The organism is Paenibacillus sp. Cedars (assembly GCF_003184205.1).
Lineage (GTDB): Bacteria > Bacillota > Bacilli > Paenibacillales > Paenibacillaceae > Paenibacillus_AQ > Paenibacillus_AQ glucanolyticus.
Map to the genome: position 1 here is coordinate 3,373,795 of NZ_CP020866.1, position 22,352 is coordinate 3,396,146.

At 48.8% G+C, this 22,352-nt stretch carries 23 protein-coding genes; 1 reads left to right on the forward strand and 22 read right to left on the reverse strand.

Features of this window, described 5'->3' with window-relative positions; genetic code table 11:
• The 18 genes from B9D94_RS17050 to metH form a co-directional block, all read right to left on the reverse strand.
• Window positions 1-396 (reverse strand): hypothetical protein, encoded by a 396-nt coding sequence (locus tag B9D94_RS17050; protein WP_006209687.1) that lies wholly within the window; start codon window positions 394-396, stop codon window positions 1-3.
• A 23-nt stretch (window positions 397-419) separates the two neighbouring features.
• Window positions 420-878: a hypothetical protein gene (locus B9D94_RS17055; RefSeq protein WP_006209686.1), complete on the reverse strand. Its 459-nt coding sequence runs from the start codon at window positions 876-878 to the stop codon at window positions 420-422.
• A 77-nt stretch (window positions 879-955) separates the two neighbouring features.
• Window positions 956-3,031, reverse strand: coding sequence for a hypothetical protein (locus tag B9D94_RS17060; protein ID WP_148247572.1), 2,076 nt, complete (start codon window positions 3,029-3,031; stop codon window positions 956-958).
• Window positions 3,021-4,934, reverse strand: coding sequence for an ATPase, T2SS/T4P/T4SS family (locus tag B9D94_RS17065; RefSeq protein ID WP_148247573.1), 1,914 nt, complete (start codon window positions 4,932-4,934; stop codon window positions 3,021-3,023). Before B9D94_RS17065 ends, B9D94_RS17060 begins: the two co-directional genes overlap by 11 nt.
• A complete protein-coding gene (locus tag B9D94_RS31545; RefSeq protein ID WP_253805994.1) occupies window positions 4,921-5,295 on the reverse strand; it encodes a hypothetical protein in 375 nt (124 codons plus the stop codon). Before B9D94_RS31545 ends, B9D94_RS17065 begins: the two co-directional genes overlap by 14 nt.
• An 82-nt stretch (window positions 5,296-5,377) precedes the next feature.
• Window positions 5,378-5,791 (reverse strand): CpaE/TadZ family protein, encoded by a 414-nt coding sequence (locus tag B9D94_RS31550; protein ID WP_253805995.1) that lies wholly within the window; start codon window positions 5,789-5,791, stop codon window positions 5,378-5,380.
• Window positions 5,788-6,495 carry a hypothetical protein gene (locus tag B9D94_RS17075; protein ID WP_148247574.1) on the reverse strand — a complete coding sequence of 236 codons (708 nt, stop codon included), beginning with the start codon at window positions 6,493-6,495 and terminating at the stop codon, window positions 5,788-5,790. Before B9D94_RS17075 ends, B9D94_RS31550 begins: the two co-directional genes overlap by 4 nt.
• A 54-nt stretch (window positions 6,496-6,549) precedes the next feature.
• Window positions 6,550-7,647, reverse strand: coding sequence for an SAF domain-containing protein (locus tag B9D94_RS17080; RefSeq protein ID WP_148247575.1), 1,098 nt, complete (start codon window positions 7,645-7,647; stop codon window positions 6,550-6,552).
• A gap of 28 nt (window positions 7,648-7,675) precedes the next feature.
• Window positions 7,676-9,145 carry a serine/threonine protein kinase gene (locus B9D94_RS17085; protein ID WP_076153140.1) on the reverse strand — a complete coding sequence of 490 codons (1,470 nt, stop codon included), beginning with the start codon at window positions 9,143-9,145 and terminating at the stop codon, window positions 7,676-7,678.
• Window positions 9,146-9,304: 159 nt separating this feature from the next.
• Complete coding sequence (locus B9D94_RS17090; protein WP_148247576.1) at window positions 9,305-10,381, reverse strand: SAM-dependent methyltransferase; 1,077 nt, start codon at window positions 10,379-10,381, stop codon at window positions 9,305-9,307.
• 5 nt (window positions 10,382-10,386) lie between these two features.
• Window positions 10,387-11,160, reverse strand: a complete 774-nt coding sequence (locus tag B9D94_RS17095) for an ABC transporter ATP-binding protein (RefSeq protein ID WP_036637555.1) — start codon at window positions 11,158-11,160, stop codon at window positions 10,387-10,389.
• Window positions 11,157-11,504: a thioredoxin family protein gene (locus tag B9D94_RS17100; protein WP_051449105.1), complete on the reverse strand. Its 348-nt coding sequence runs from the start codon at window positions 11,502-11,504 to the stop codon at window positions 11,157-11,159. The genes B9D94_RS17095 and B9D94_RS17100 overlap by 4 nt, the downstream gene beginning before the upstream one ends.
• A complete protein-coding gene (locus tag B9D94_RS17105; RefSeq protein ID WP_006209670.1) occupies window positions 11,501-11,839 on the reverse strand; it encodes a cyclic-phosphate processing receiver domain-containing protein in 339 nt (112 codons plus the stop codon). The genes B9D94_RS17100 and B9D94_RS17105 overlap by 4 nt, the downstream gene beginning before the upstream one ends.
• Window positions 11,840-11,856: 17 nt before the next feature.
• Window positions 11,857-12,705 (reverse strand): deoxyribonuclease IV, encoded by an 849-nt coding sequence (locus B9D94_RS17110; RefSeq protein WP_076153142.1) that lies wholly within the window; start codon window positions 12,703-12,705, stop codon window positions 11,857-11,859.
• Window positions 12,695-13,513: an Fpg/Nei family DNA glycosylase gene (locus B9D94_RS17115; RefSeq protein WP_006209668.1), complete on the reverse strand. Its 819-nt coding sequence runs from the start codon at window positions 13,511-13,513 to the stop codon at window positions 12,695-12,697. Before B9D94_RS17115 ends, B9D94_RS17110 begins: the two co-directional genes overlap by 11 nt.
• A 49-nt stretch (window positions 13,514-13,562) precedes the next feature.
• Window positions 13,563-14,351, reverse strand: a complete 789-nt coding sequence (locus B9D94_RS17120; RefSeq protein WP_040680555.1) for a TIGR01457 family HAD-type hydrolase — start codon at window positions 14,349-14,351, stop codon at window positions 13,563-13,565.
• Window positions 14,352-14,675: 324 nt separating this feature from the next.
• Window positions 14,676-15,605, reverse strand: coding sequence for a ribonuclease Z (gene rnz / locus B9D94_RS17125; RefSeq protein WP_006209666.1), 930 nt, complete (start codon window positions 15,603-15,605; stop codon window positions 14,676-14,678).
• Window positions 15,606-15,692: 87 nt separating this feature from the next.
• Entirely contained in the window at window positions 15,693-19,133 is a 3,441-nt protein-coding gene (gene metH, locus B9D94_RS17130) for a methionine synthase (RefSeq protein ID WP_063479254.1), read from the reverse strand.
• A 168-nt stretch (window positions 19,134-19,301) separates the two neighbouring features.
• Here metH and B9D94_RS17135 point away from each other — a divergent pair, with 168 nt between their 5' ends.
• Window positions 19,302-19,838, forward strand: a complete 537-nt coding sequence (locus B9D94_RS17135) for a cupin domain-containing protein (protein WP_006209664.1) — start codon at window positions 19,302-19,304, stop codon at window positions 19,836-19,838.
• A 100-nt stretch (window positions 19,839-19,938) separates the two neighbouring features.
• Here the strand turns inward: B9D94_RS17135 and B9D94_RS17140 are convergent, their stop codons facing one another.
• The 4 genes from B9D94_RS17140 to B9D94_RS17155 form a co-directional block, all read right to left on the reverse strand.
• Window positions 19,939-20,343 carry a FixH family protein gene (locus B9D94_RS17140; RefSeq protein ID WP_063479793.1) on the reverse strand — a complete coding sequence of 135 codons (405 nt, stop codon included), beginning with the start codon at window positions 20,341-20,343 and terminating at the stop codon, window positions 19,939-19,941.
• A 271-nt stretch (window positions 20,344-20,614) separates the two neighbouring features.
• Complete coding sequence (locus B9D94_RS17145; RefSeq protein WP_148247577.1) at window positions 20,615-21,406, reverse strand: HAD family hydrolase; 792 nt, start codon at window positions 21,404-21,406, stop codon at window positions 20,615-20,617.
• A 42-nt stretch (window positions 21,407-21,448) separates the two neighbouring features.
• Complete coding sequence (locus B9D94_RS17150) at window positions 21,449-21,973, reverse strand: hypothetical protein (protein ID WP_006209661.1); 525 nt, start codon at window positions 21,971-21,973, stop codon at window positions 21,449-21,451.
• 160 nt (window positions 21,974-22,133) lie between these two features.
• Entirely contained in the window at window positions 22,134-22,340 is a 207-nt protein-coding gene (locus B9D94_RS17155) for a DUF896 domain-containing protein (RefSeq protein WP_006209660.1), read from the reverse strand.
• Window positions 22,341-22,352: the final 12 nt, after the last annotated feature.

Below are 22,352 nucleotides of genomic sequence, written 5' to 3' on the forward strand. Positions count from 1 at the left end.
CTACCTCACTTTAACAAACTGGATGCTATCCACTTCTCCATTGGTTCCGCGAAGATACTGCACGCCATAACGAGCGCTCATATCGATAATCGACAGATCCAGCTCTTCTGGATTACTGCCTGAGCTGAATCGTATTCCGTCCACGGACATATCGTAAACATTCGTCTGAACCTCACGAAGAGTAAACAATACTTCGCTTCCCTTATAGGTCAGATTTCTATCCTCGTTCATCATCTCCACTGTTGTCACTCCGGCATGCTGCTCCTGCGTCATCCTGCCCGCGGCGCTTATGCCTTGGTCGAGGAAGGTCTGCATATTAACGGCATACATACAGGCACCTATAAACAATGCCACCCCAGCTGCCAATTCAAGCATATTTATCGTTTGTTCACGCACGACGCGTCACCTTCCAAAAATAACTATTGATCAAACTTGATTCCCCTGATCACATTGGAATTATCCTTAACAATGGTCGCCCTGAATTTTCCGCTTGGGTTGACATACTCCGTACTCTTCTCATCCATTACGAGATTGATATTCCCTTGCCTCGAATCCGGATTCAGGATAGATCCGTCCGTCTCCAAAACATTACCGTACCATTGCCCTGCTTTGTTTTTTCCGGTTGCTATGAAAACCCCGAACTGATCCTTATCCTTGTACTTGCGAAGTGCATTCGTAACCTGAGATCCACTGATCGTTGTACCGTCATAAACGGTGAAAGCTGCCTGGGACAGCTCTGTTTGAATATCCGAGAAATTGTTCTGTGCGGTTTTGGTAGCTTCCTGTGCCGAAATAAACAAAATAACAACAATGGTGATCAGAGCAATTGTCAAAAATATTCCCGCGGCCACCTTCAGAGCTGATGATGCATTATTCATTGAAATCTCCCTCTTTTTCTCATTTATTATTTGAGTCTACGAATCATGACGACACTACACTACACTCGCGGCAGCATCTACAAACGCTGGATTTGCTCATAATACGTTTCCATCTGGGAAAAACTCATACCAATTAAGGGAATGACCAGATACATAAAGATCAGAGCATACATAGGGGTAAAACCGATCAATCGCGCCCATGCCGCCTTCGTATCAATCATCGCCTCATATTCCTGTTTGCGCTGCTCGAAGCTGAAGATCATCTCGCCATCCAGATCATCGAATACGTCCTTGATCGGTACTTTATCTACCGCAAGCAGCAATTTGTCTACCAATCGTTGAAAGTCAGGGAACCAAACATCTTCCTTCAGCTCCAGCAAAGCCAATTGGGCTCCATGCTCATAATGCAGCAGGCTTTTTTGGATCGGGATCTTAAATAAGACGGCGAATCGATTAAGCCATTCCAATATGCCCTCAACCGAGATTCGTTCCATCCCCCGCAATATAGATATGACCGTCTGGAACTGATATACTTCATGCCGCATTTCCATATTGCGCACTTTCCGGTGAAAATACAGCAGCCATAGAGGAGCTCCGTATGCTGCCATCCCTGTCAAAAAGGACAACAGCAGCTCCCACCATTTTAGATATTCGCCATCATATCGCTGCAGCTTTATCATGATTCGATCAGTTATGATATCAAGCTGCTCCATAGTCAGTCCCATCTGATCCGTTTCGCTTACCATGTGCTTAACCTGATCGTGGGTGACATTCGGAGACATTTGCAATTGCTCCATCAACAGCCGATCCTGTTCCACAGTCTCTTCTGCCTGCCGTCGTTCGATCTCACTCATCTGACCGAACAGTGAATTGTTCAACGCTGCGGGAACATACAACAATTGATGTTTAGCCTGGACATGCAGACCCATTGCCAGCGATAACGAAAGGAAAAAAGCCAAGAAAAAGAACGTTAACCTTCTGACATATAACCATTCGAATTTGATTCTTGCATTGCTTTCCTTTAATAGTCGGAGTTGTCTTTCATAGTTCAACGTACCAGGCCTCGGTGCCATCATATCCACAAGCCTACGAACGAAAGAAATACGATACAGTCTCTCTTCCCAAGTGACTTTTTTCTCTACCCCTGCACGGTAATCCGTTTCTCGATTCTGCTGAAGCTTCTGCAGCAGGACGTACGAGATTAGAATAATGACATAAATCGAAATCTTGGTAATAAAACCAAGCTTGCTCATATAAAACTCATCCATTGAAGGAAAACTGCTTCTTGCCCAGCGTTCGATCGGTTTCGTAAAGAAAACAGGTGCCAATGCGATAACATTCAAGCCCTTCATCAAATAATCGAGCTTGTCTCTTCTCAATATTTCCAATTGGATTTCCTTTGTCAATCCGCTTAATCCATGCAGGTAGATGGAGCCTTGCTTTCTGGCGTGATCGCCAAACTCCATAACAAGGTGGGAAATGCCCGCAAAAGCCTTAAGATAACGATTAGGTGCCACCTCATAATAACGTTCCAACTCTTCGTCGGGATCATTGGATACCAAGGCATTGTAAATTCGATGTGCATGAATTGATATTTCGTGTCCGGAGGTTTCAGCACCCTCGTACAGCGCTTCCTCCACCATGCCATGCTGCTGATAGTGATGACGGACTAGAGAGAATAATTCAACCGATTGAACGAGCACTCTTCGCTCCAGGCGATTGATGAACATCTCAACAAGCATATTGTTAATAACCGCAGCCGCAAGAATGACAATGACCATAAATCCGAAGTCCGGTTGGCTCCATATAAGCAGTAACGCTGTTAGCGTGAGGGTGCCTGTTATAGCGAAGGCAAGTTTCATCGTCTCAAACCGAAGCGCGATTTCATCGTAAGGATGAATGATCGCGATTCTCTGCCTGATCCGTTTGAGATAAGATCGGACCAAGGGGATTTTCACCCCGTACATATAGGCCAATTGAAACCACTGTCGGTACATCTCACGCAGTGGCTTGTTTTCTCCCATCTCTGCCCTTCCGACGCTTCCTCTATGAAAAACTCGTCTTCTGGATAGCCATAACACGATACCCATGGTGATCGCAAATAGCAGCAGAGATATAATGAAAACCAGGATCAGCACATCTTTAGAGGTCACCTTCTCCCCCCCAACCTGCAGTCAGAAATGCTTTGAATTCTTCCGCATCTTCCGGCTGCATCTGCTCCGTCATTTCGAGGATACTGCGCTCGGATAGCTTGGCAGCAGCTATATAAACTCCATCCCGGTACTCAATCACATTGCGGGATATGAAATGACCTTCTTCATTCAATCTCCGTATATGCTCTGCACTCAGCTTGAAATATTCCTCCAAACGTTTCTTCAAGCTGCCACTATCCGAGTTTATATTGATGTCTGGGAATGTCCCCTTCTCTATCGGGATACATTCTGTAATGCGCTCTATGTAACGGTTGCCATTCGCATCTCTTCTAAGATGAACATCAAAGTTGATGACACTGATTACCTGCTGCTCGGCAATGTGTTCCTGTCTGAATACTCCACTCTTGAACAGGGAATTGCGCAGCGATTGAACCAGATCCTTGAATGTCTTGGCATGATGGGTAAATACCGTGAACAAACTGGCCACTTGGGACATCTGAATCATCCATGAAGCTACCTCGTCACTAGCTACCTCGCCAAGAATATTGACCGTACCGTCCGTTTTCTTCTGAAGATCCAGGCCTGCCTGCCCGCTTATGTGTTCCGTTTCCCTGAAGCTGAGGATGTTCCTTCGGCTGTAGATCTTCCTCAAATGCAGCTCAAAGGCCATTTCCTGAACCCGAAGCGTATAGGACGCATATATGTGGCCCACCATCGCCATAAGCAGCGTTGTTTTTCCCGACCCTTGTGCACCGGTGATAGCCGTAATCCGACTGCCCCTCATCAAATATTTCAACAATCCAATCGGCAGTTCCGCACCGCTGCCCGTAATCAACTGATCAAGCGAAACCTTAGGCAGATCGAATTTGCGAACAAAAAATGCCCAGGATTCTGCAAACGGAGGTCTAACCACGACGACCCGTGAACCATCCTTCATCTCATTTACCTTGTAACCGCTGGCTTCGGAAAGCTGTCCGGGATGATTGTATTTGTATATGTTCTGACATACCCTCTTCAGTTCCAGCATCGACCCAAACGAAAGGAAGGCCAGATGCATCGATATCCCCCGGTAAAAAATCCACACACTTTCACAGCCCGTTGAAGGTAATCCGGCGTGCTGTGCCCCAATTCCCAAAAAATCATCGTGAGAACGAAAGATCTCCTGTCCGCTGTCACGGTCGACAGTTATCCCGCTAACTCCACCGCTAACCCCGTCAATACGCTGATCTCTGATTTCATCCACAACAGAAAAGCCTTTGTACTGCTGATAAATGCGTTGAACCACGATATCCAGCTTCTCCTGAAACAAGAGCGGGCGCTGCTCGGACTCATAAATATAAGCCATGTCATCCGCCGTAACCGCATATACGCCGCCCTCTCCATAACCGGGGATCACCCGCGGTCTGGCAAGATCATATGTTTCGACCAGTACAGACAAGGCATCCTCACCATGTCTCTGTTTATATAGGTATAAGACGATTTCGAATTGATCCTGGGCTGTCAGGTCCAACTGATTCTCGAACGAAATTGCAGCATTAATATTGGACTCATTCAAACCCAAATGGCTGACAAGCAGCTGTTTCAAGAAATCCTTTACATAAGCCTTGTCCAGTACATCACCTGATACGCAGCCTTTGAGAGCGCGTCTCAATTCACTTCGCTTGTTCAATCTTCTTCGATACTCTACTTCATGGAGTCCTAAATCGGACAGTTGACTATGCGTCAGTTGATGCAGGGTATCCTTAACAAACTCTGTCATGGACCCGAGTGAATACGGGTCCGTTCCCCTTGTCATGTCAGCGGCTGTTTTCTTTGTGTCCAAATAGCGAAGGTATACAAACAACAGCGCAAACAAAATCAAGATTACGATCCAAACCATATTCAAAGAGCTACCCGAAAGCATGCAAGCCCCCCGCTTTCGAAGCACCGGCAGGCAGACCCAACTGCTCGGCAGCAGCGTCGGCTACATGATGCACGGCGTTATAAAGAGGATTCATCCGTCTAAGGTCAGCACCTCCCCGGCTGCGCTGCATATAGGGCAAAATCGAACGCATATTCCATGCATCCGTCATGCCGGAACAATACGGAACACCGAGCACCACGTTTTTAATGCCAAAGCGACGCTTGATATTTTGCAGAGTGCAATTGCTCTCCCGATCATATTTGCCGATTACATACAGCCGGTGCTTGTCCGTAAGCTCAGAGGGCAATCGTTCCTGTACAAGTTCTCGCTCAAGCGCATGCAAATTTTGGTTCAAAGCCACTACGATCAGGTCAGCACCTAGTAATATTGCTCGGTCTGAGGCCCCAGGTGCTCCATTCCCTGCATCGGCTATCGTGACATCATTAACTTCGCTTGGAGGATTCCATGACTCTGTTCATTAGGGTGGCCTGATTCCCATCCTCCGCATGCTTGGCCGATTCGAATTCATGCTCAGGCATATGCCGCGGCCCACACAGCAGATCCAGTCGGTCTGACAAAAGCGGCAGGGTATAATTGCGTACATTCTCTGGACTCAATCTCCCACTTGCATCAAGCCTTTCCAAGGCATCCATGCCGCTGTCCTGGAAAGCCGTAATATAATCCAGCGTTTCCTTTCGATGTGTAAATGCTTGTTCCACTCGTTCTCCATGGTATCCGCCATGTGCCAGCAGCACTTTGACCTGATACTCGAACGCCAGCACGATGGGCAGGCTTGTGGCCAGCATGGTACTGCCACTGCCGCCCCTCAACGGACTCCACACAGCAATCAGACTCATGCATGCCTCCTTCCTGCTTGCCTTAACGCCCGGCGGATATGCCGCTGTTCCATCTCCGACAATCTGCGGATAAGTTCAGTAAGGGATCGCTTATACTGCCTGGACAATGGCTTAATGCCCAGTCTACCCGCATGCTCATTCTTAATTTTCAGGGCGAAAAACAGTTCGTCCCACGGCATTTTCACGGGTGGACCCAGCCACTCGATCCGACTTTCTTCCAGATAACCTTCGATGTAAGCTTCATCTGTTAAATCTTCGATCACCTGAACGTATACCCGATGGAACGGTGGTAATGGATCATCTATTCTTGCAGCTCTTAGCTCATCCAGCAAAGCTGAGCTCTTTCTCAGTCCTGTTACCTCGAATCCGCTGACCCAAACATAGGCATCGGCTTCATCCCATTGATTCTTATCCAAAAATTGCGATTTCTCTACATCCATAATGACGTAGTCATACGTCTTCTCATCTCCTCCTTCCAAATATTTCCTCAGTGAAGAGTAATTCTGAAATCCGGTTGCCACATCAAACCCGGCAAACTCAATGATCGGCAGTTTAGGATGCATCACGCCTATACAATGTTTGTACTTCGCATCAAGCGCACCATCCACTAGCAACACCCTGTTATCTCCGAACGCTAATATTTTGCACATATACAAAAGCAAGTCGCTCTTATCACAGATGCCCGTAAATATCCAAGTCTTCAATTGCTAACACTCCTTCATTCGCCTATCTGTTATTCAAGATCAATATGTTCCCGCTCAGGGACTTGAGAATATCAAATCCGCATCAGGTGTTCCCACTTCTGTTGTGGGCTTTGGATCCGCTGTTCCCTGTGTTCCCAGAATCTGCTCAGCTTCAAGATCCATCTCACCGCGTAGCGGGGTATCCCCCTGTTCGTCAGATTGGTTATCAGCCGAACTGCTATTAGCAGGAGGTGTCGCTGGAGTGCTGTTAGTGGATGCCGGGCTCCAAGAGTCCGGACTTCTGGCACTGCCTCCAAACGTGGAACTATAGTGCACATCAGAAGCCTGAACCTGCTGATTCGAATTAAGTTTGCTTAAATCCTCTTCCAGCGTGCTCCGAAGCGAAATCTCCAGATGCTTTTCCGCTTTCTTCACTATGTTCGGATTGCTTGCAATCAGGCTGGATACTTCCTCATTCGGCGGATAGTTGGGAATCGCCTTATCCTGCAGCTCCGGTTCAACATAAGTAAGTGCATACAGCGTTGCATCATGAAGGTAAGCGTCAACCAAAGCACTGGAGAGCAGAAGAATCTCCTGTTCACTTAACGTCGTCCAGAATGCCGGATTTTGAAACCTGTCAATCTTCTTCTTGGACAAAATAATGTAATCCTGTCCTGTTGGGAATTGAACCCGGACATCCACAACGTCCCCCTGTCTCAAATTACTTGGCAAATATACGGATTTCATCTCCCGATGACGCAGATCTGACGGCGTAGGCTCCTCTTCAAAAAGCATCGTGCGCGTGATAGGTGTTCCTTGCAGCAGTTCGATCTTTACCCCCTTCCCGGCGATCTCCTCCTTGACCGAAAGAAGATTGTTAGAAGCCCCGTCATACGGCAGCCGAACTTCCTTAATATCCTTTGCCTCAATGAAATGTCCAGGAGGGATATCTCTTACCGGAACCCATGCAACCTGCATCGAGTTCAACTGCTGAAGCTGCGTCTCTTCCAGCTCCGTGATCCGCAGCTCGTATTTCATTCGCTCTTCGCCCTGCTGTTCCTTATAGCCGTGCAGATAGTAAATCATGGTGCCGGCACACAGGGCACCTGTCACGGCTGCGCCGGCAAGTCCGGCAAATATCAGCTTGCGGCTCCGCCGCCTGATAATCGGCATTGCTTCATCTCCTTCATATCAAATGCGGTTAATTCTTTCGAAACCTGAATCTTCGCTTCCGTTCTGTCGAAGGCAGATAATCCTGAAATACTTGGGCAAATGTCTGTTGGCTGCTATCCGGTATCTCAAATGGATCCGATTGCAGAGGCAATGCATGAACTTTGCTCGTTCCAAGCGCTTTCCTCATCTCCTGAATCGTTTCTTCCCCCGCGAGCGGCAGTGCATAAATCCGTCCAGGCTGAGGATGTCTGGACAGCATCCGGGCTAGCGTCACCACATCATGCTGCCGCCACTCCGCTCCTGAACCGATCACGATCGGCAGATCGGCCCGAAGGAATTCCTCCAACCGTTCGCTGTCACGATAGGACCCCAAATCGAGGACAACCGCATCATAACTGCCACCCAGCAGCGAGATGACCTCCGTTCTGGCCGTTTGGCGCCAAAAGTGAATTCCATTGATTTCAAACTTTCGAATGGACCCAAGCTTTCCGCCTTCCGCGATTTCCTGAATCCGGCTGAATGCGGTGGATTTCGCGCTCATTTCCACAATCGCCACTTTTCCATATCGCGAAGCCAGGAAATGTCCAAACGCAATACAGCTATGTGTAGTTCCTACACCTGACGATGCACCTAGCACAGCAGCCACCAGCGTCCCGGCAACCGTACCGGACTGAACCCCCGAACTATTCACGGGAATCGACTGCTGCCTGCTGAGTGCAGAACGCACTTCCATCGTGGATTGATATCGATGCTCGGGTGCATATTGCAGCAGTTTACGGATAACAGGCACCAGTTCTCTTGGCAAGTCACCACGAATATGACGCTCCACGCCTGTGATCCATTCACTGAACTTGCCACTGGTTGAGAGATATAGCAGCAGCGCGCCTAACCCGTACAGATCCGATCGCGCATCGCTTTGCCTTCCCCCATACTGCTCCGGTGCTGCAAATCCGACCGTTCCAAGCTTGACCGTATCCTCGCCGCTCTCCTGCTTGTAACTTCTCGCGATGCCAAAATCGATGAGTCGAACCTCCAGCTGATCGGTCAGCATGATGTTCGATGGCTTTAAGTCCCGGAATATGACCTGAGGCTCATGACCATGGAGATACTCCAGCACGTCCAGCAATTGCTCTGTCAGTTCCATGATAAATTCCGGGTTCACGTTTCCGCGGTATCCCCGAAAGTACTTCTCCAATGTCATGCCCTGAATGTAATCCATCACCAAATAGGTGTAGCCGGTATCCTGAACATGGAAAAAATCAACGATTCGCGGCAAGCGCGGATGACTGAGTTTAATCAGCAGCTGCGCCTCATCCTGAACAGCGCGCTGCATACCGGGCTCAGACATACTCTCCTTCACCGCCCATTTCTTGCCGGGCAGCTTCAAATCCTCCGTCAGATATACGCAGCTCATACCGCCTTCGCCGATAATACGATCTATAACATAACGTTCGCCTAGCACTTCCCCATGCAGCAATCTGCAAGGCTGCTGTTTCATGATTACGCCCTCTCCCCTGTCTTATAAGCACAACAAAAAGGGAAAGCACTCCGCCACATCACTAAATCGTGATGAATAGCGGGATGCTTTCCCTGTAGTTGTTGTTGGTTAATTTTGGAATCATTATAAAACATGATTCATTCACTTGTAAAGACTTTTTTAATACTTAATCATATATAGCGTAATCTCGTCCCGATTATGAAACAGCTGCTTCGCTCCCTGAACCTGCATTCTCGCCTCTTCAAAAACCGCCATGATCTCTTTCACAAGCGCCATCGGTTTCTTGGTCAACAGCTTGACTGTAATGACTGCCGTGCCGCCCGCCTGAAGACTGTACAGGAGCCCTGTCACCATCTTCGCCGTTTGTTTCGGACTCCAGCTCATATCGCAGACCAGCAGATCGAATTCATGCTCCTTAAACGACACATCGGCCGCGTTCTTGTGGATGACCCTCAGGTTCTTGTGTCCGTGAAGCGATGGATGCATTTTGGCGGGATCCACCGCTGTAACCTGCAGGCCGCGCTCCAGCAAAAAGGAAGTCCATCCTCCAGGCGCAGCACCGATATCAAGGGCCTTGCGGAACGAATCAAATGGGATTCCGAACTGCTTCTCAGCCTCAAGCAGCTTGAACTTCGCCCTTGAGATTTGACCCTCTTCACGTTGAAAACGGACTGCGCCTCCGTTCCAATCCGACAGGTTCTCCTCTGGCCGCGATACGCCGACATACCATAAGCCGTCCGCTGCGAACAATGATATGATCCACTCTGGTGCCTGCACCGTGTATTCGAGTTGGAGCGGAATCAAACGATGCTGAAGTTCATCCCGGAGCGCTGCCGGGTTTTCCGTCCACAAGCTGTTCTCCGTCTTTCGGATCTGGATGGATACTCGGCTGCCGCTGATCTCTTCCCGCTTCAGTATATACGCTTCGACCGCATGTAAAGCTTCATCAACGGTTTCCGCCGTTATTTCGAGATGTACGGGAAACAGATGCCGTAGAAAAATAGGGGGCTTGGACATTATCAGTCCCTTGGCCTCCTCTTCCGACCTGCCGAGTGTTGTTACAAACACCTCACCCGGTATCAACATCGTGCTCTTCAGGCTGCCAAACATCCGGCGCAGCTCTTCCTGGGCATAGGGTGCAAATCCATGATTTGCTGTGCACACCCATTTACAGTGCAAATCCTGACTTTTCCGATCCTCTTCTTCAAGACCCTGCATAACATTTAATTCATCCAAACGGATTAACCTCCAGAAATAACTTTGATCCAGGGACGTCCGCCATTCCATTCCAGCTGAGCGTCAATATCATAAGTTTGTTTGATAAGTTCAGGTTTTAATACTTCTTCTTTCCTACCCGAGGCCGTTAAGCGTCCGTCCTTGATAAGCGCCACATGAGTAAACAAAGGGACAATCTCCTCGATATGATGCGTAACGTACACAACCGCTATCTTACGCTGCTTCAGAGAATCAATCTCCAGCAGCATCTTCTCCCTTTCGTATAAATCAAGGCCGGCACACGGTTCATCCATAATCAGAATCCTCGGATCAGCCATAAGGGAACGCGCCAGCATTACTTTTTTTCGTTCGCCCTGGGATAAGGTTCCGAGAGGCTGCTCTGCCAAATGACCAACATTCATCTCATTCAGCAGAGTGTAGGCTCTACTCCGTGCTTCCTCCGGAATGTCCTGATAGAACCGCAAAAAGGCATAAGCGCCTGTGGCGACTACTTCCCACACCGGGTCGCTCAGAGAAAGCTTTTCCAGCAGCGATTGACTAATATAGCCTATGGATTTGCGGACATCCCGAACGTCACATTGTCCATATACATGGCCGAGAACTTCAACTCGTCCACTGGAAGGGAACATATACCCCATCATCATTTCCAGCAGCGTGGTCTTGCCTGAACCATTCCGGCCCAAAATAACCCAGTTTTCTCCCGGTCTCATCTCCATGCTGACATTATCCAGAATATGACGGTCCCCTCGGACAAGCGATATATGCTGCAACGAGATCATGGCTTCACACTCCTGACAAAACTTGCAATATCCTGCACGGAGCCCATCCGGTACAGCACAGCCGGTACGGCGCCAGCACTTGATTGGACAGCCAAGAGAGCAGGAACACTGCGAATTTGATACCGTTCCACAATGCCCGGAAGAAAATTCACGTCTGCTTCAAGGAGCTTCATATCCGGAACCACATGCTCCACAATTTCGATCATTTTACGCGCAGCGGCACATGTACCGCATAATGGCGTATGCAAAAATACGATGACAGGATCAGCTTCCATATCCCGTTTCGCCATACGCTCTTGCCATTCGAGCCTCTCCACCAGTTCCCGCTGAGTAACCTCGATCATCTTGTACCCTGCGCGACTTCCCGCATTACGGATTCCGGCATCGGTCCATTATGAACCTGCACGCCTTCGGGCATATGTGCATAGAGCAGTTCATACATTTTTCTTCTGCCTGATGGACTTGAGGTGTGAAGATATATTTCCTTGGCCTGCAGCTTCTCGGCAATCATAGCAGCAACTACATCGCCGCCGTTCATTTGATCATGCCCCAACTCAAAATCAAGTGACAGCACATCCACTTCGCATTCGCGGAGCATCAACAGACATTCTTCCCCGTTTCGAGCCAGCGCAAATCCTTTCGGATTAGGACGCCAGTCGTCTAAATACAGATGAATCATACTACTCTCTCCCTTAATCAGGACCAGGACAGCACCTTGGCGATGTCTTCCCGATGTGTGCCGTCAGCCCCTTTTTCACTTTCCAGGACAAATGCCTTGCCCGTGAGCTCCTGTGCCAGAGCCAAATGCTTCAGCGCTTCTGTACCTATCATACCTTGCCCGACACGTGCATGACGATCTTTTCTCGAACCGGCTCCATATTTCGAGTCGTTTAAGTGGACTGCTACCAGGGAATCCCAGTAACCAAGCGACTTGCCTCTGGCAAGGAGCTCGCCTGTGTTGGATATATCCCATCCTCCTGCCGCAAACAAGTGGCAGGTATCGAGACAAAAACCTATTTTTTCCGGATAATCAGCCAGCTGTCTAACCTTTACACTCTCCTCAAGGGTCATGCCCATCGATCCATGGTCGCCCGCCTGATTCTCGATCAGCAGCTTGGCCTTGCCCTTCCAAGATGATAACACATCGTTCAAACAACGAATAATATTCTGATAGCCTTCCAGCACATCCTGACTCTTGTGATGCCCAAAATGAACAACGATGCCAAGCGAGCCGCAAGCCTCTGCAATTATAAGGTCATTCTTGAGTGATTCCACGGTCAACCCGTAGAATTCTTCGCCGCGGGTCAACCCTACCGCCATATTCGTCGGATAAGGCGTGTGCGCAATCGAAACAATCCCTTGCTCCTGGCAGAACCTGGCGCATGCGGCAGCATTCCGAATGTCCGGCGTCTTCAAATGGAGACTGCGCGGATTTTTCGGGAAATATTGATAGGCCAGTGAACCGATCCCGGCTGCATGCTGGGCTGCTGCAAGAAATCCGCCCCGGGTGCTGACGTGGCTTCCGATCCTGATCTTAGGCTTCATGCTGGCAATGGGGACAAAAGAAAACTTTGCGCGAGGTATGCTCCGCCTTCGCAATAGCGGTACCGCAGCGAACGCAAGGCTCTCCTTCGCGATCATACACCTTGCATTCATCGTTATAGGCTCCTGTCAGCTGGTCCCCTTCCTGAAACGGCATCTCCATGTAACCTCCGCCATCAGTCGCTTCATTCATTACCTTAACGGTGCTGTCATACAGCTGCTCCAAAGACTGCTCCGACAAATCCTGGATTTTGGTCAATGGATGAATTCTGGCATCAAATGCGATCTCATCTGCGTAACAGTTACCGATTCCAGCGACAACCTGTTGATTGACCAGCGTAGTTTTTAATGCGCCACGCCGCTTTCCGATCAATTGGACAAAGCGCGCTTTGGTCATACGTCGGTCCAGCAGCTCAGGTCCAAGCTCTTTTAGCGCATCATCGGCTTCTTTTGCCGTAAGAAAATGCAAATAACCCAGGCGCAGACCGATAAAATACAACACCTGATCACCAAACGTGATCTCGACTTGAGTAGAACGGGGAGGACGCTCTTCATCGATACGCCCTAAATACAGAATGCCTCCCAGCATCAAGTGAAGCAGCAGCCGGCCTCCGTTGTGGAGATGAAATACGAGGTGCTTCCCTCTCCGTTCCACAAAAATGACCTTGCTTCCTTTTAATACGGAAGTAAACTCATCAACAGGCACGTTTAGTGATTTCTCACGGTTCACGACAACATTTGTGATGGGTACATTGACAATGCTCTGAGATAACAGTCTTCGGTAGTTCTCCATTTCCGGCAGTTCCGGCATGATTCATCTTCCCTTCGTCGATCACAAAAGTTTATGTACGCTTCGCTTTTTACGAACACAGCAGTTTGACCACTTCACTCAAATCGCGGCATATATAGTCTGGCGTAACACCCGTTGCCTCGATATGTGCCTCCATGTTGAGATCTGTCGTTATACCCGTCATAACGAGCACCGTCTTGCATCCGGCATGTGCACCCGCTGCGATATCCGTACGGATATTATCCCCGATCACATAAGTTTCTTCCGGTGCCAGTCCAAGACGGTCCGAGGCAAACTTCATCAGAATCGAGGAAGGCTTGCCAATCACGGTCGGCTTAACTCCGGAAGCAGCTTCAATGGCGGCCCCAAGCGAACCTGCACCAGGCATTAAGCCGGTATCCGACGGGAGAAGCAGATCGGGATTGGTCAATACAGACACCGCCCCCTCCTGAATCCAGCGGACAGCACGGGTCAGTTTATCGTAATGAAACGCACGGTCAATTCCTTGAATGACATATTCAGGGGAGTCCTCCACGATCGTGAGGCCTGCAGACAACAGCGCTTCCCTCAGTCCCTCTTCCCCGAGCATCGCAACTCTGGCTCCCGGCGATTCCTCGGCAATATATCGGGCCGCTGCAAGGGAAGAGGTGCACACTTCGTTTGGCGAAGCAGGTATCCCCATTTCCATCAAATGCGCTGCCACCTGCTCCGGTGTTCTCGAGGAGTTGTTGGTTACGTACAGGTACGGAATCTGCAGCTCCTTCAATCGCTCAATGAGAAGATCCGCTCCCTCAATTCGGTTGCGGCCGTGATACAGTGTTCCATCGAGGTCTATCAGCAATCCTTTGGATTTTTCCACCATGTTATAGCACCTTCTTTATTTCTTTCCTTCATACCCTAAATGATTCATCGGCTGAAGTAAAAGTGTATTCTCGCCAATCCGTTATCGGCATCCATCATCATGAATATGTATCAAACATAAATACCCCAGTAGTATTATTGTAAAGAAGCCCACATCCGGTTGCAAGGTTCATGCCGGGCGCCTCATCCTGGTGCTGCCGAGTCGAAAGAAATCGAAGGCTGTCCAACCATCAGCGAATATATATCGGTTTGTCATTTCCTGCGCTTTCCCGGAAAATAATTCACTTCACATTTCCCTGTAAGCCGGGCAGCTGCTCCATTTTTACGATCTTCTCTGGATGGGGTACAATCCGAAATCTTCAGCCAGCCGTGTATTCTCAAAAATCTGCTGCGCTTCCTTAAGCAGTGGCTGCAGATGCTCGATATCTTTATAGCGGGAACTAAAGTGGGTCAGGAACAGCGTCTTTACTCCGGCTCGTTCTGCTGCCTCTGCTGCCTGCTTAGCTGTACTGTGATAATATTCGTGAGCGAGCTCCGTCAAGTCATCCATAAAGGTAGCTTCATGAACGAGAAGATCGGCTCCCTTCGACAGGCTCTCCACCCCCGGGCATGGGCGCGTATCCCCGAGAATCGTAACCACTCTGCCCTTTTTCGGAGTTAGAAGCACGTCCGAAGCATGTATCCACCTGCCGCCGCCGAGATCCACGCTCTCTCCTCTTTTCAGCTTCCCGTATAACGGTCCCGGCTTGAGCCCGTAAGCCTCCAGCCGCTTCAGATCCAGACTGCCGGGAAGGTCTTTCTCCTCTATGCGGTAACCGTAGCTCTCCGCTCGATGATCCAGCTTTGCCGCTTCCACCCGGAAGCTATCGTCCTCAAACAACACACCGCCCGTATGCTCCATGATCTCCATCGTGTAAGGAACACGGGATTGGCTGATGTTTAATGTGGTCTCAATGAACGATTTAATCCCCGGGGGACCGTAAATCGCAAGCGGTAAAGTCACGCCTTGGGCACCGCGGCTCGAAAGCAGTCCCGGCAGGCCGAAGATGTGATCACCATGCATATGGGTAATGAATACCTTCTCAAGCTTGGACAGCTTGAGCGGGGATTTCAATATTTGATGCTGTGTGCCTTCTCCACAATCAAAAAGCCACAAACTTCTGCGCTCCTCCAGCAAACGCAGTGCAATCGAGGTCACGTTACGCTGCAGCGTCGGAACCCCCGCGTTCGTTCCTAAAAAATAGAGTTCCATCCCTCTTCTCCCCTTTCGGTTGTAAACCGGAGAAATCCCCCGAAACATTCGGAGGATTTCAACCCGGCTATGCCGGTATTCAACAGGTTAAGCTTTATCCACGTTAAAATAATGTGCCTCAGGATGGCTGAACACCATCGCCGATACCGACGCCTCAGGCTCCATCATGAATCCTTCGGTGAGTTGAACGCCGATATCCTCTGGCTGCAGCAGCTTAAACAACGGCTCCTGATCTTCCAGGTCCGGGCAAGCCGGATAACCAAAGGAGACGCGAATGCCTTGATACCTGGCACCCAAGCGCTGCTTCATGGTCATGTCTGCCGGATCCGGATATCCCCAAGTATCCCGCATCATGTGATGAATCCGCTCCGCCAGTCCTTCTGCCGTTTCCAGGGCAACGGATTGAAGTGCATGGGAGCGGAGATAATCTCCCTTGTCCTTCCATTCCCCGGACAGTTTTCCTACGCCGTGTCCTGCTGTAACAACGAGAAATCCGACGTAATCCATCACGCCGCTATCTACGGATTTCAAGAAATCCGCCAGACATAGGTATGGCTCAACCTGCTGTCTCGGAAACGTAAACGTATGCAGTTCTTTGGTTGTGTCATTCGGATCATATATGATGATATCGTTGCCTCTCGACTGCGCCGGGAAGAAACGGTACATAGCATGCGCCTGAATGATGCCCGATTGAACGGCCTCCTCCAGGATACCGTCAACGGTTTCCTTAAGGGATACTGCCTTCGGATCATTTGCTTTTAACAGCTGTTCAACGGATCCTTTAAGTCCCAGATGATGTCCTAACAGCATCTGCATGTTGATATAAGGCAGGATATGCGAGATCGGATAATTCCGGAGCACATGCCGCTCCATATCCGGCGGTATATACACCGGGACATCTGTCGATATTTTGGATCGCAAGCCCTCTGACAGCTTAGGCATCACTTTCACCACTTGAGGAGCCGCAGCTTCCGCTTCTTGCTCTGCCTTGATATCTTCAACCATTCTTGTCCGCTGCACCGGATCGCTAAGCTGGTTTGCCAAAGCAAGTCCATCCATCGCATCCTTGGCATAGAGCACCATCCCATCGTACTCCGGACGAATGCGCGTTTTGGTGAATTTTCGTGTCAGGGCAGCTCCGCCTACCATAATCGGAACGCTGATCCCGGCATTCTTCAAATCCTGGGCCGTTGATACCATCTGCTGGGCTGATTTGACCAGCAAACCGGACAAACCGATTGCATCAGGCTGTTCACGCCGGTAGGCCTCAATAATTTGCTCCGGTGGTACTTTTATACCCAAATTAATGATTCGATAACCATTGTTGGACAGAATGATCTCCACCAGGTTTTTGCCGATATCATGCACATCTCCCTTGACGGTGGCGAGCATGATTTTACCTTTGACCGATGACTCGTTTTTCTCCATAAAAGATTCCAAATACGCCACGGAGGCTTTCATTACTTCTGCGCTCTGGAGCACTTCTGCCACGATTAACTCATTGTTGTTGAACAAGCGGCCAACCTCGCTCATTCCATTCATCAATGGGCCGTTAATAATCTCAAGGGCTCCGTATTTGGTTAATGCTTCATCCAAGTCCGGAATAAGTCCTTCCTTAGACCCTTCCACTACATAGGAGGCAAGGCGTTCCTCAAGTGTCAAATTCGAGACTTGAACCTTCTTCTCGACCTTCTTGTTGCGGAATGCCGCCACAAAGGCTGCCAATGTCTCATCATTGGTGCGGTAGATCAGCTCCTCCGCCAACCGGCGCTCCTCTTCCGGAATGGAGGCATACCGTTCCAGCTTCTCTGTGTTCACAATCGCATAATCCAGGCCCGCCTTGGTGCATTCGTACAGATACACGGAATTCAGCACTTCGCGTCCTGCTTCCGGCAATCCGAAGGAAACGTTGCTGATTCCAAGAATCGTATGCACTTTCGGCATCGCTTCTTTTATAATACGAATGCCTTCAATGGTTTCCTTGGCGGATCCGATGTACTGCTCGTCTCCAGTACCTACAGGGAATACCAGTGTGTCAAAAATAATATCTTCCGGTGAAACACCATACTTGTTCACGAGCAGATCATAAGAGCGCTGAGCTACCTTCAGCTTGTCGTCACGATGGATCGCCTGGCCGCTCTCATCAATGGTGCCCACTACGACCGCAGCACCGTATTTGTGTACCAAGGGAATCACTTGCTCAAATTTCTCCTCGCCATCTTCAAGGTTAATGGAGTTAATTATCGCTTTGCCTTGCGAGTATTGTAGGGCTAAGTCAATGACAGCCGGATCGGTTGTATCCACCATCAGTGGTACCTTAACCTTTTTCACCACGAGCTCCAGGAATTTGACCATGTCTTCACTTTCTTCACGATCAGGGTCCTGCACACAAACGTCAATAATATGAGCACCGTTCTTCACTTGTGCACGGGCAATCTCGGATGCCTCTTCGTATTTGCCTTCAACAATTAGACGCTTAAACTTGCGCGAACCCAGTACATTCGTACGTTCACCCACCATATATGGGCGGTTTTCTTGCTCAATATAGACAGGCTCGATGCCGGACAATGCCGGTAAATGCGTACCATCCAGCGGACGTGGCAGGAAGGTGTCCATCGTATTCTTTAGCGCACGAATATGATCAGGAGTTGTCCCGCAGCAACCGCCGGCAATATTGAGCCATCCCTTTTCTGCAAAAGCACCCATCTTCTGGGCCAACGACTCAGGGGATTCATGATACTGACCGTTCTCGTCAGGCAGACCAGCGTTAGGATAACAACTGATCGCACTTCTTGACATTTCAGACAAAGACCGGATATGGTCGCGCATGAATTCCGGGCCTGTAGCGCAGTTAAGCCCGATGGATACCGGATTTAAATGTTCCAATGAAATGTAGAACGCTTCAATATTCTGACCGGCAAGCGTGGTTCCCATCGGTTCGATGGTACCGGAAATCATAATAGGAAGGGTAACACCCGTCTTCTCAAACGCCTGGCGAATGCCAATGCTCCCCGCTTTAACGTTCAACGTATCCTGTGAAGTTTCGAGCAGCAGCGCATCAACCCCTCCTTCAATCAAAGCCACGGCCTGCTCCTCGTAACTCTCAATCAACTCGGCAAAAGTCACACCGCCGGTGACGGAGAGCGTCTTGGTTGTCGGCCCCATTGCCCCCACCACATAGCGAGGACTGTCCGGGGTAGAATATTTTTCAACCGCAGCACGCGCCAAATGCGCTGCTTTCAGGTTGAGTTCCCTGGCAAGCTCCGGAACATCATATTCAGCAAGGACAACGGAGGTTGAGCCAAATGTATTCGTTTCAATCAGGTCTGCACCTGCTTCAAGGTATTGTTCATGTATTTTCTGAATGACATCCGGCCGATGAATGACCAGCATTTCATTACAACCGTCCAGCTCCGGGCCGCCAAAATCTTCTGCCGAGAGGTCCTCTTGCTGTATCATGGTGCCCATGGCACCATCAAGAATTAATATTCGTTCCTTAAGTACTTCTTGTAAGCTAGGCTTGTTCAACTCATAAACCTCCCCGGAAAACGTTAAATCTTAGTGTATCAGAATATTTTTCAATAGAAAAGCTGAAATATGCGTTGTTACTCGGGCAAATCAACATTTGCAGATGACAAACGCGGTGAGGGGGGCTATAATACATATTAATCCAACGGGAGAAAGAGGGTTAGAGCTATGGCAGAGATTGTAATTCGCAATACGAACGAACGTATTACCGGGGAAGAAAATGTTCGGGAATTCCTGAATAACCAAGAGGTTGTTTACGAGCACTGGAATATGGAAAAACTCCCGGCAGCGCTTCAAGAAAATTTCAAGCTTAGTGATGACGATAAGAAGCGCATTTTGGACATCTTTGATGTAGAGATTCGCGACCTGGCTGCAAGACGCGGCTACAAAATTTGGGATGTCATCACACTTTCCGAGTCAACGCCCAATATAGAGGACCTGTTGAAGAAATTCGAAGAGGTTCACACGCACTCGGAAGACGAAATCCGTGCGATTGTCGGCGGTAAAGGGATCTTCATTATTAAAGGTTCTGACGATGTAGGATACTTTAATGTTGAGCTTGAGCCCGGCGATGTCATTTCCGTTCCGGAAAACACGCCTCACTTCTTCACATTGATGGAGAACAAACAGATCATCGCAGTTCGTCTCTTCATTGAAGAGAACGGATGGGTAGCTACACCGGTAGCGGATCCCCAGTTCCAATAAAACTGCAATGGTTGATTGAATAGGAAAATAAAATAAGGCAGCGCAACCATCCGATTCACGGATCCTGCACTGCCTTATTTTATTGTGTTGCATTACTCCATTACTCCGTTACCGTGAGTTCCTTCAACGGCATCGAGTGCTGTCCTCTTGCAGTGACGTGCGAAACGATACGATACGTTCCGGCATCGGGGAAGGTTTTTTCCATTTGGTATACCCCATCCTGATCGTGCTTAACCGGCACCTTCGCCTGTACGCCTCCACCTTCGAGTGTTACTTCAAATTCCACATCATTCGCATCTTCCACCGGATTGCCTGCTTGTGTCACCTTTGCTTGAATTAATACCTTCTCACCAGCCTGAATGCTCTCCGGCGTCAACGTCAGTTCTACAATGATAGGCTCTGCCATCACATCATCGCTGTATTCCGCTTGGCTGTCACTGCATGCAGCAAGCGCAACAGCCATAAGTACCATCGCTGCAAACAAAGCCACCTTTTTCGTTGTCATGCCTAACACCTCTTTACGATATAATGCTATATATGGTTCATCCACGTAATGGTCAAATGCCAATCTGCGTAAGCTTACTATCCATTATATCGTATTAACCTTTTTTTTCTATCTCATACAGCTTACAATTGTGTGACGTTTGTCACAGGCGGTAATCCACAACAAACCTCAGGCGACAGAACCAACAAAAAACAGCCCCGGATCGCATAATCTGCTTCAGGACTGTTTCTATGTACGATAACGTATCGATGGATATTTATATACTTGTAATTTACAAATTCCTCAAAATGCCGTGCAGTTCGGATAAATGCTTGATTTCAAACTTCGGCTGTATACCCGGATCATGGGGACGATCGACCCGATTGATCCATACGGTATGGAGCCCAGCCGCATTGCCGCCCTTAATATCCGTTGTCAGTTTATCCCCGACCATAACAGCTTGATCGGCCTCCACACCTAACAGATCAAGTGCATGCTTGAATATGGAGACATCTGGCTTACCCTTGCCGAAATCGCCGGAAATGATAATATGATCGAAATATGGGACCAGCTCCGGGACGCCATCCAGCTTCTCCTGTTGCAGATCAGGACTTCCGTTTGTAAGAAGCAGTAATTTCACGTTGCCCTGCAATTCCTTCAGAATTTCAAAGGTCTCTTCATATACATAGGGTCTTGTTCGACGTTCTGAAGCAAATCGTTCAGCCAGCTTCTCAGCCAACGACTCATTATCCACACCCACGCGAATAAGTCCCCGGCGCCACGACTCTTTGCGGTAAACGGGTGCAAGTTCCTGAAGTTTCCTGAATTCCGGCTGTGCTCCAGCCGTAAAATTCGCCCACAAGCCTTCAAACGGATTAATTCCGATCATTTTAGTAAAAGCAAACGTATCATACGATTTATATAACGCTCTTGCTTCCTCCCTGACCGCAGACAGCAGTTCAGCTGCATTGACGCCGGTTTCCGCTGCCCCCGCTTGGCTTGTCACTTCGAAAGCCTCTTCCACACTTCGTTCGTCCCACAATAACGTATCATCCAAATCAAATAACACTGCAGCTATCGGCATTTCTCTCCCACTCCCCATATTGACTGTTATCTGCTCTGTCGATTAGTCATGCTCCACTGGAATTTGATGAGTTTTGGCAAACTCCTCCAGCCTCTCGCCCATCGCTTTGGTATCATAAAGATTCATCATGCGTGAGAACACCCAATTGCCCGCTTTCCCTTTGCCCTGGATAACCACGGAACCCGAAGCAATTTTGATCTTCTCGATGTCAGATACAGCCAAACGGCGTTCCCGGTTGAATTTCATCGTGGATACAGAGGCACGCTCTATCTTCAAATAAGGCTTACGCAAGAAAATCATAAGCGCCAATAGAATATACAAACTAACACCCACCCAGTTCAACACATCATTGCTTCCTCCTGTTGCCCCAGACGTTGCAGTGCCCAGAAGGGCGTACAGCCCGGCAAGCGCAACGAGCACTAACGGCAGAACGTATTTACGTCCTTTAAACACATCACTCTTATCGGAGATGGTGGAGCCTTGGTACGAGGACAGCCCTTGCTTCTTACGCTGCTTGTTGAGTTGTGACATATTCTTGTTGACTTTTCTTTCCCATGATCGTGACATATGGTTCCCCCTGGACTCAATTTCAATATGATTTAAACCATATAAATTTGGGAAACCGTGTTCAATTCTCTACAAATGAACCGGCATCCCAAATGTTATAATTCTATCCTTCTATCTGCCCATTAATCCTCTGATCAGATCATGAGACAGTTTTCATAGACTACTGCTTTAATCGCGGGCCGCCTTTTTCTTCATTTTCATCTACCCATTCAATCGATTCAAGCTGTTGTCTAAAGTTACTACGAATATTGTTAAGGTATATTTCCCGAAGCTCAGCCCGTTCCTTCTGCTCTTCTTCGGTCAACCCTTCACTCTTCTGTTTTCTTGCTAATACATTAATGCGTTCCACCAAAGTATCAATATCCATGCCTTCTCCTCC

Excerpts from the sequence above, each read along its gene's own strand:
- B9D94_RS17055 (WP_006209686.1), bottom strand. The coding sequence starts at position 878 with ATGAATAATGCATCATCAGCTCTGAAGGTGGCCGCGGGAATATTTTTG.
- B9D94_RS17065 (WP_148247573.1), bottom strand. The coding sequence starts at position 4,934 with ATGCTTTCGGGTAGCTCTTTGAATATGGTTTGGATCGTAATCTTGATT.
- B9D94_RS31550 (WP_253805995.1), bottom strand. The coding sequence starts at position 5,791 with ATGAGTCTGATTGCTGTGTGGAGTCCGTTGAGGGGCGGCAGTGGCAGT.
- B9D94_RS17080 (WP_148247575.1), bottom strand. The coding sequence starts at position 7,647 with ATGCCGATTATCAGGCGGCGGAGCCGCAAGCTGATATTTGCCGGACTT.
- B9D94_RS17085 (WP_076153140.1), bottom strand. The coding sequence starts at position 9,145 with ATGAAACAGCAGCCTTGCAGATTGCTGCATGGGGAAGTGCTAGGCGAA.
- B9D94_RS17095 (WP_036637555.1), bottom strand. The coding sequence starts at position 11,160 with ATGATCTCGTTGCAGCATATATCGCTTGTCCGAGGGGACCGTCATATT.
- B9D94_RS17100 (WP_051449105.1), bottom strand. The coding sequence starts at position 11,504 with ATGATCGAGGTTACTCAGCGGGAACTGGTGGAGAGGCTCGAATGGCAA.
- B9D94_RS17105 (WP_006209670.1), bottom strand. The coding sequence starts at position 11,839 with ATGATTCATCTGTATTTAGACGACTGGCGTCCTAATCCGAAAGGATTT.
- B9D94_RS17110 (WP_076153142.1), bottom strand. The coding sequence starts at position 12,705 with ATGAAGCCTAAGATCAGGATCGGAAGCCACGTCAGCACCCGGGGCGGA.
- B9D94_RS17115 (WP_006209668.1), bottom strand. The coding sequence starts at position 13,513 with ATGCCGGAACTGCCGGAAATGGAGAACTACCGAAGACTGTTATCTCAG.
- rnz (WP_006209666.1), bottom strand. The coding sequence starts at position 15,605 with ATGGAACTCTATTTTTTAGGAACGAACGCGGGGGTTCCGACGCTGCAG.
- B9D94_RS17135 (WP_006209664.1), top strand. The coding sequence starts at position 19,302 with ATGGCAGAGATTGTAATTCGCAATACGAACGAACGTATTACCGGGGAA.
- B9D94_RS17140 (WP_063479793.1), bottom strand. The coding sequence starts at position 20,343 with ATGACAACGAAAAAGGTGGCTTTGTTTGCAGCGATGGTACTTATGGCT.
- B9D94_RS17145 (WP_148247577.1), bottom strand. The coding sequence starts at position 21,406 with ATGCCGATAGCTGCAGTGTTATTTGATTTGGATGATACGTTATTGTGG.
- B9D94_RS17150 (WP_006209661.1), bottom strand. The coding sequence starts at position 21,973 with ATGTCACGATCATGGGAAAGAAAAGTCAACAAGAATATGTCACAACTC.
- B9D94_RS17155 (WP_006209660.1), bottom strand. The coding sequence starts at position 22,340 with ATGGATATTGATACTTTGGTGGAACGCATTAATGTATTAGCAAGAAAA.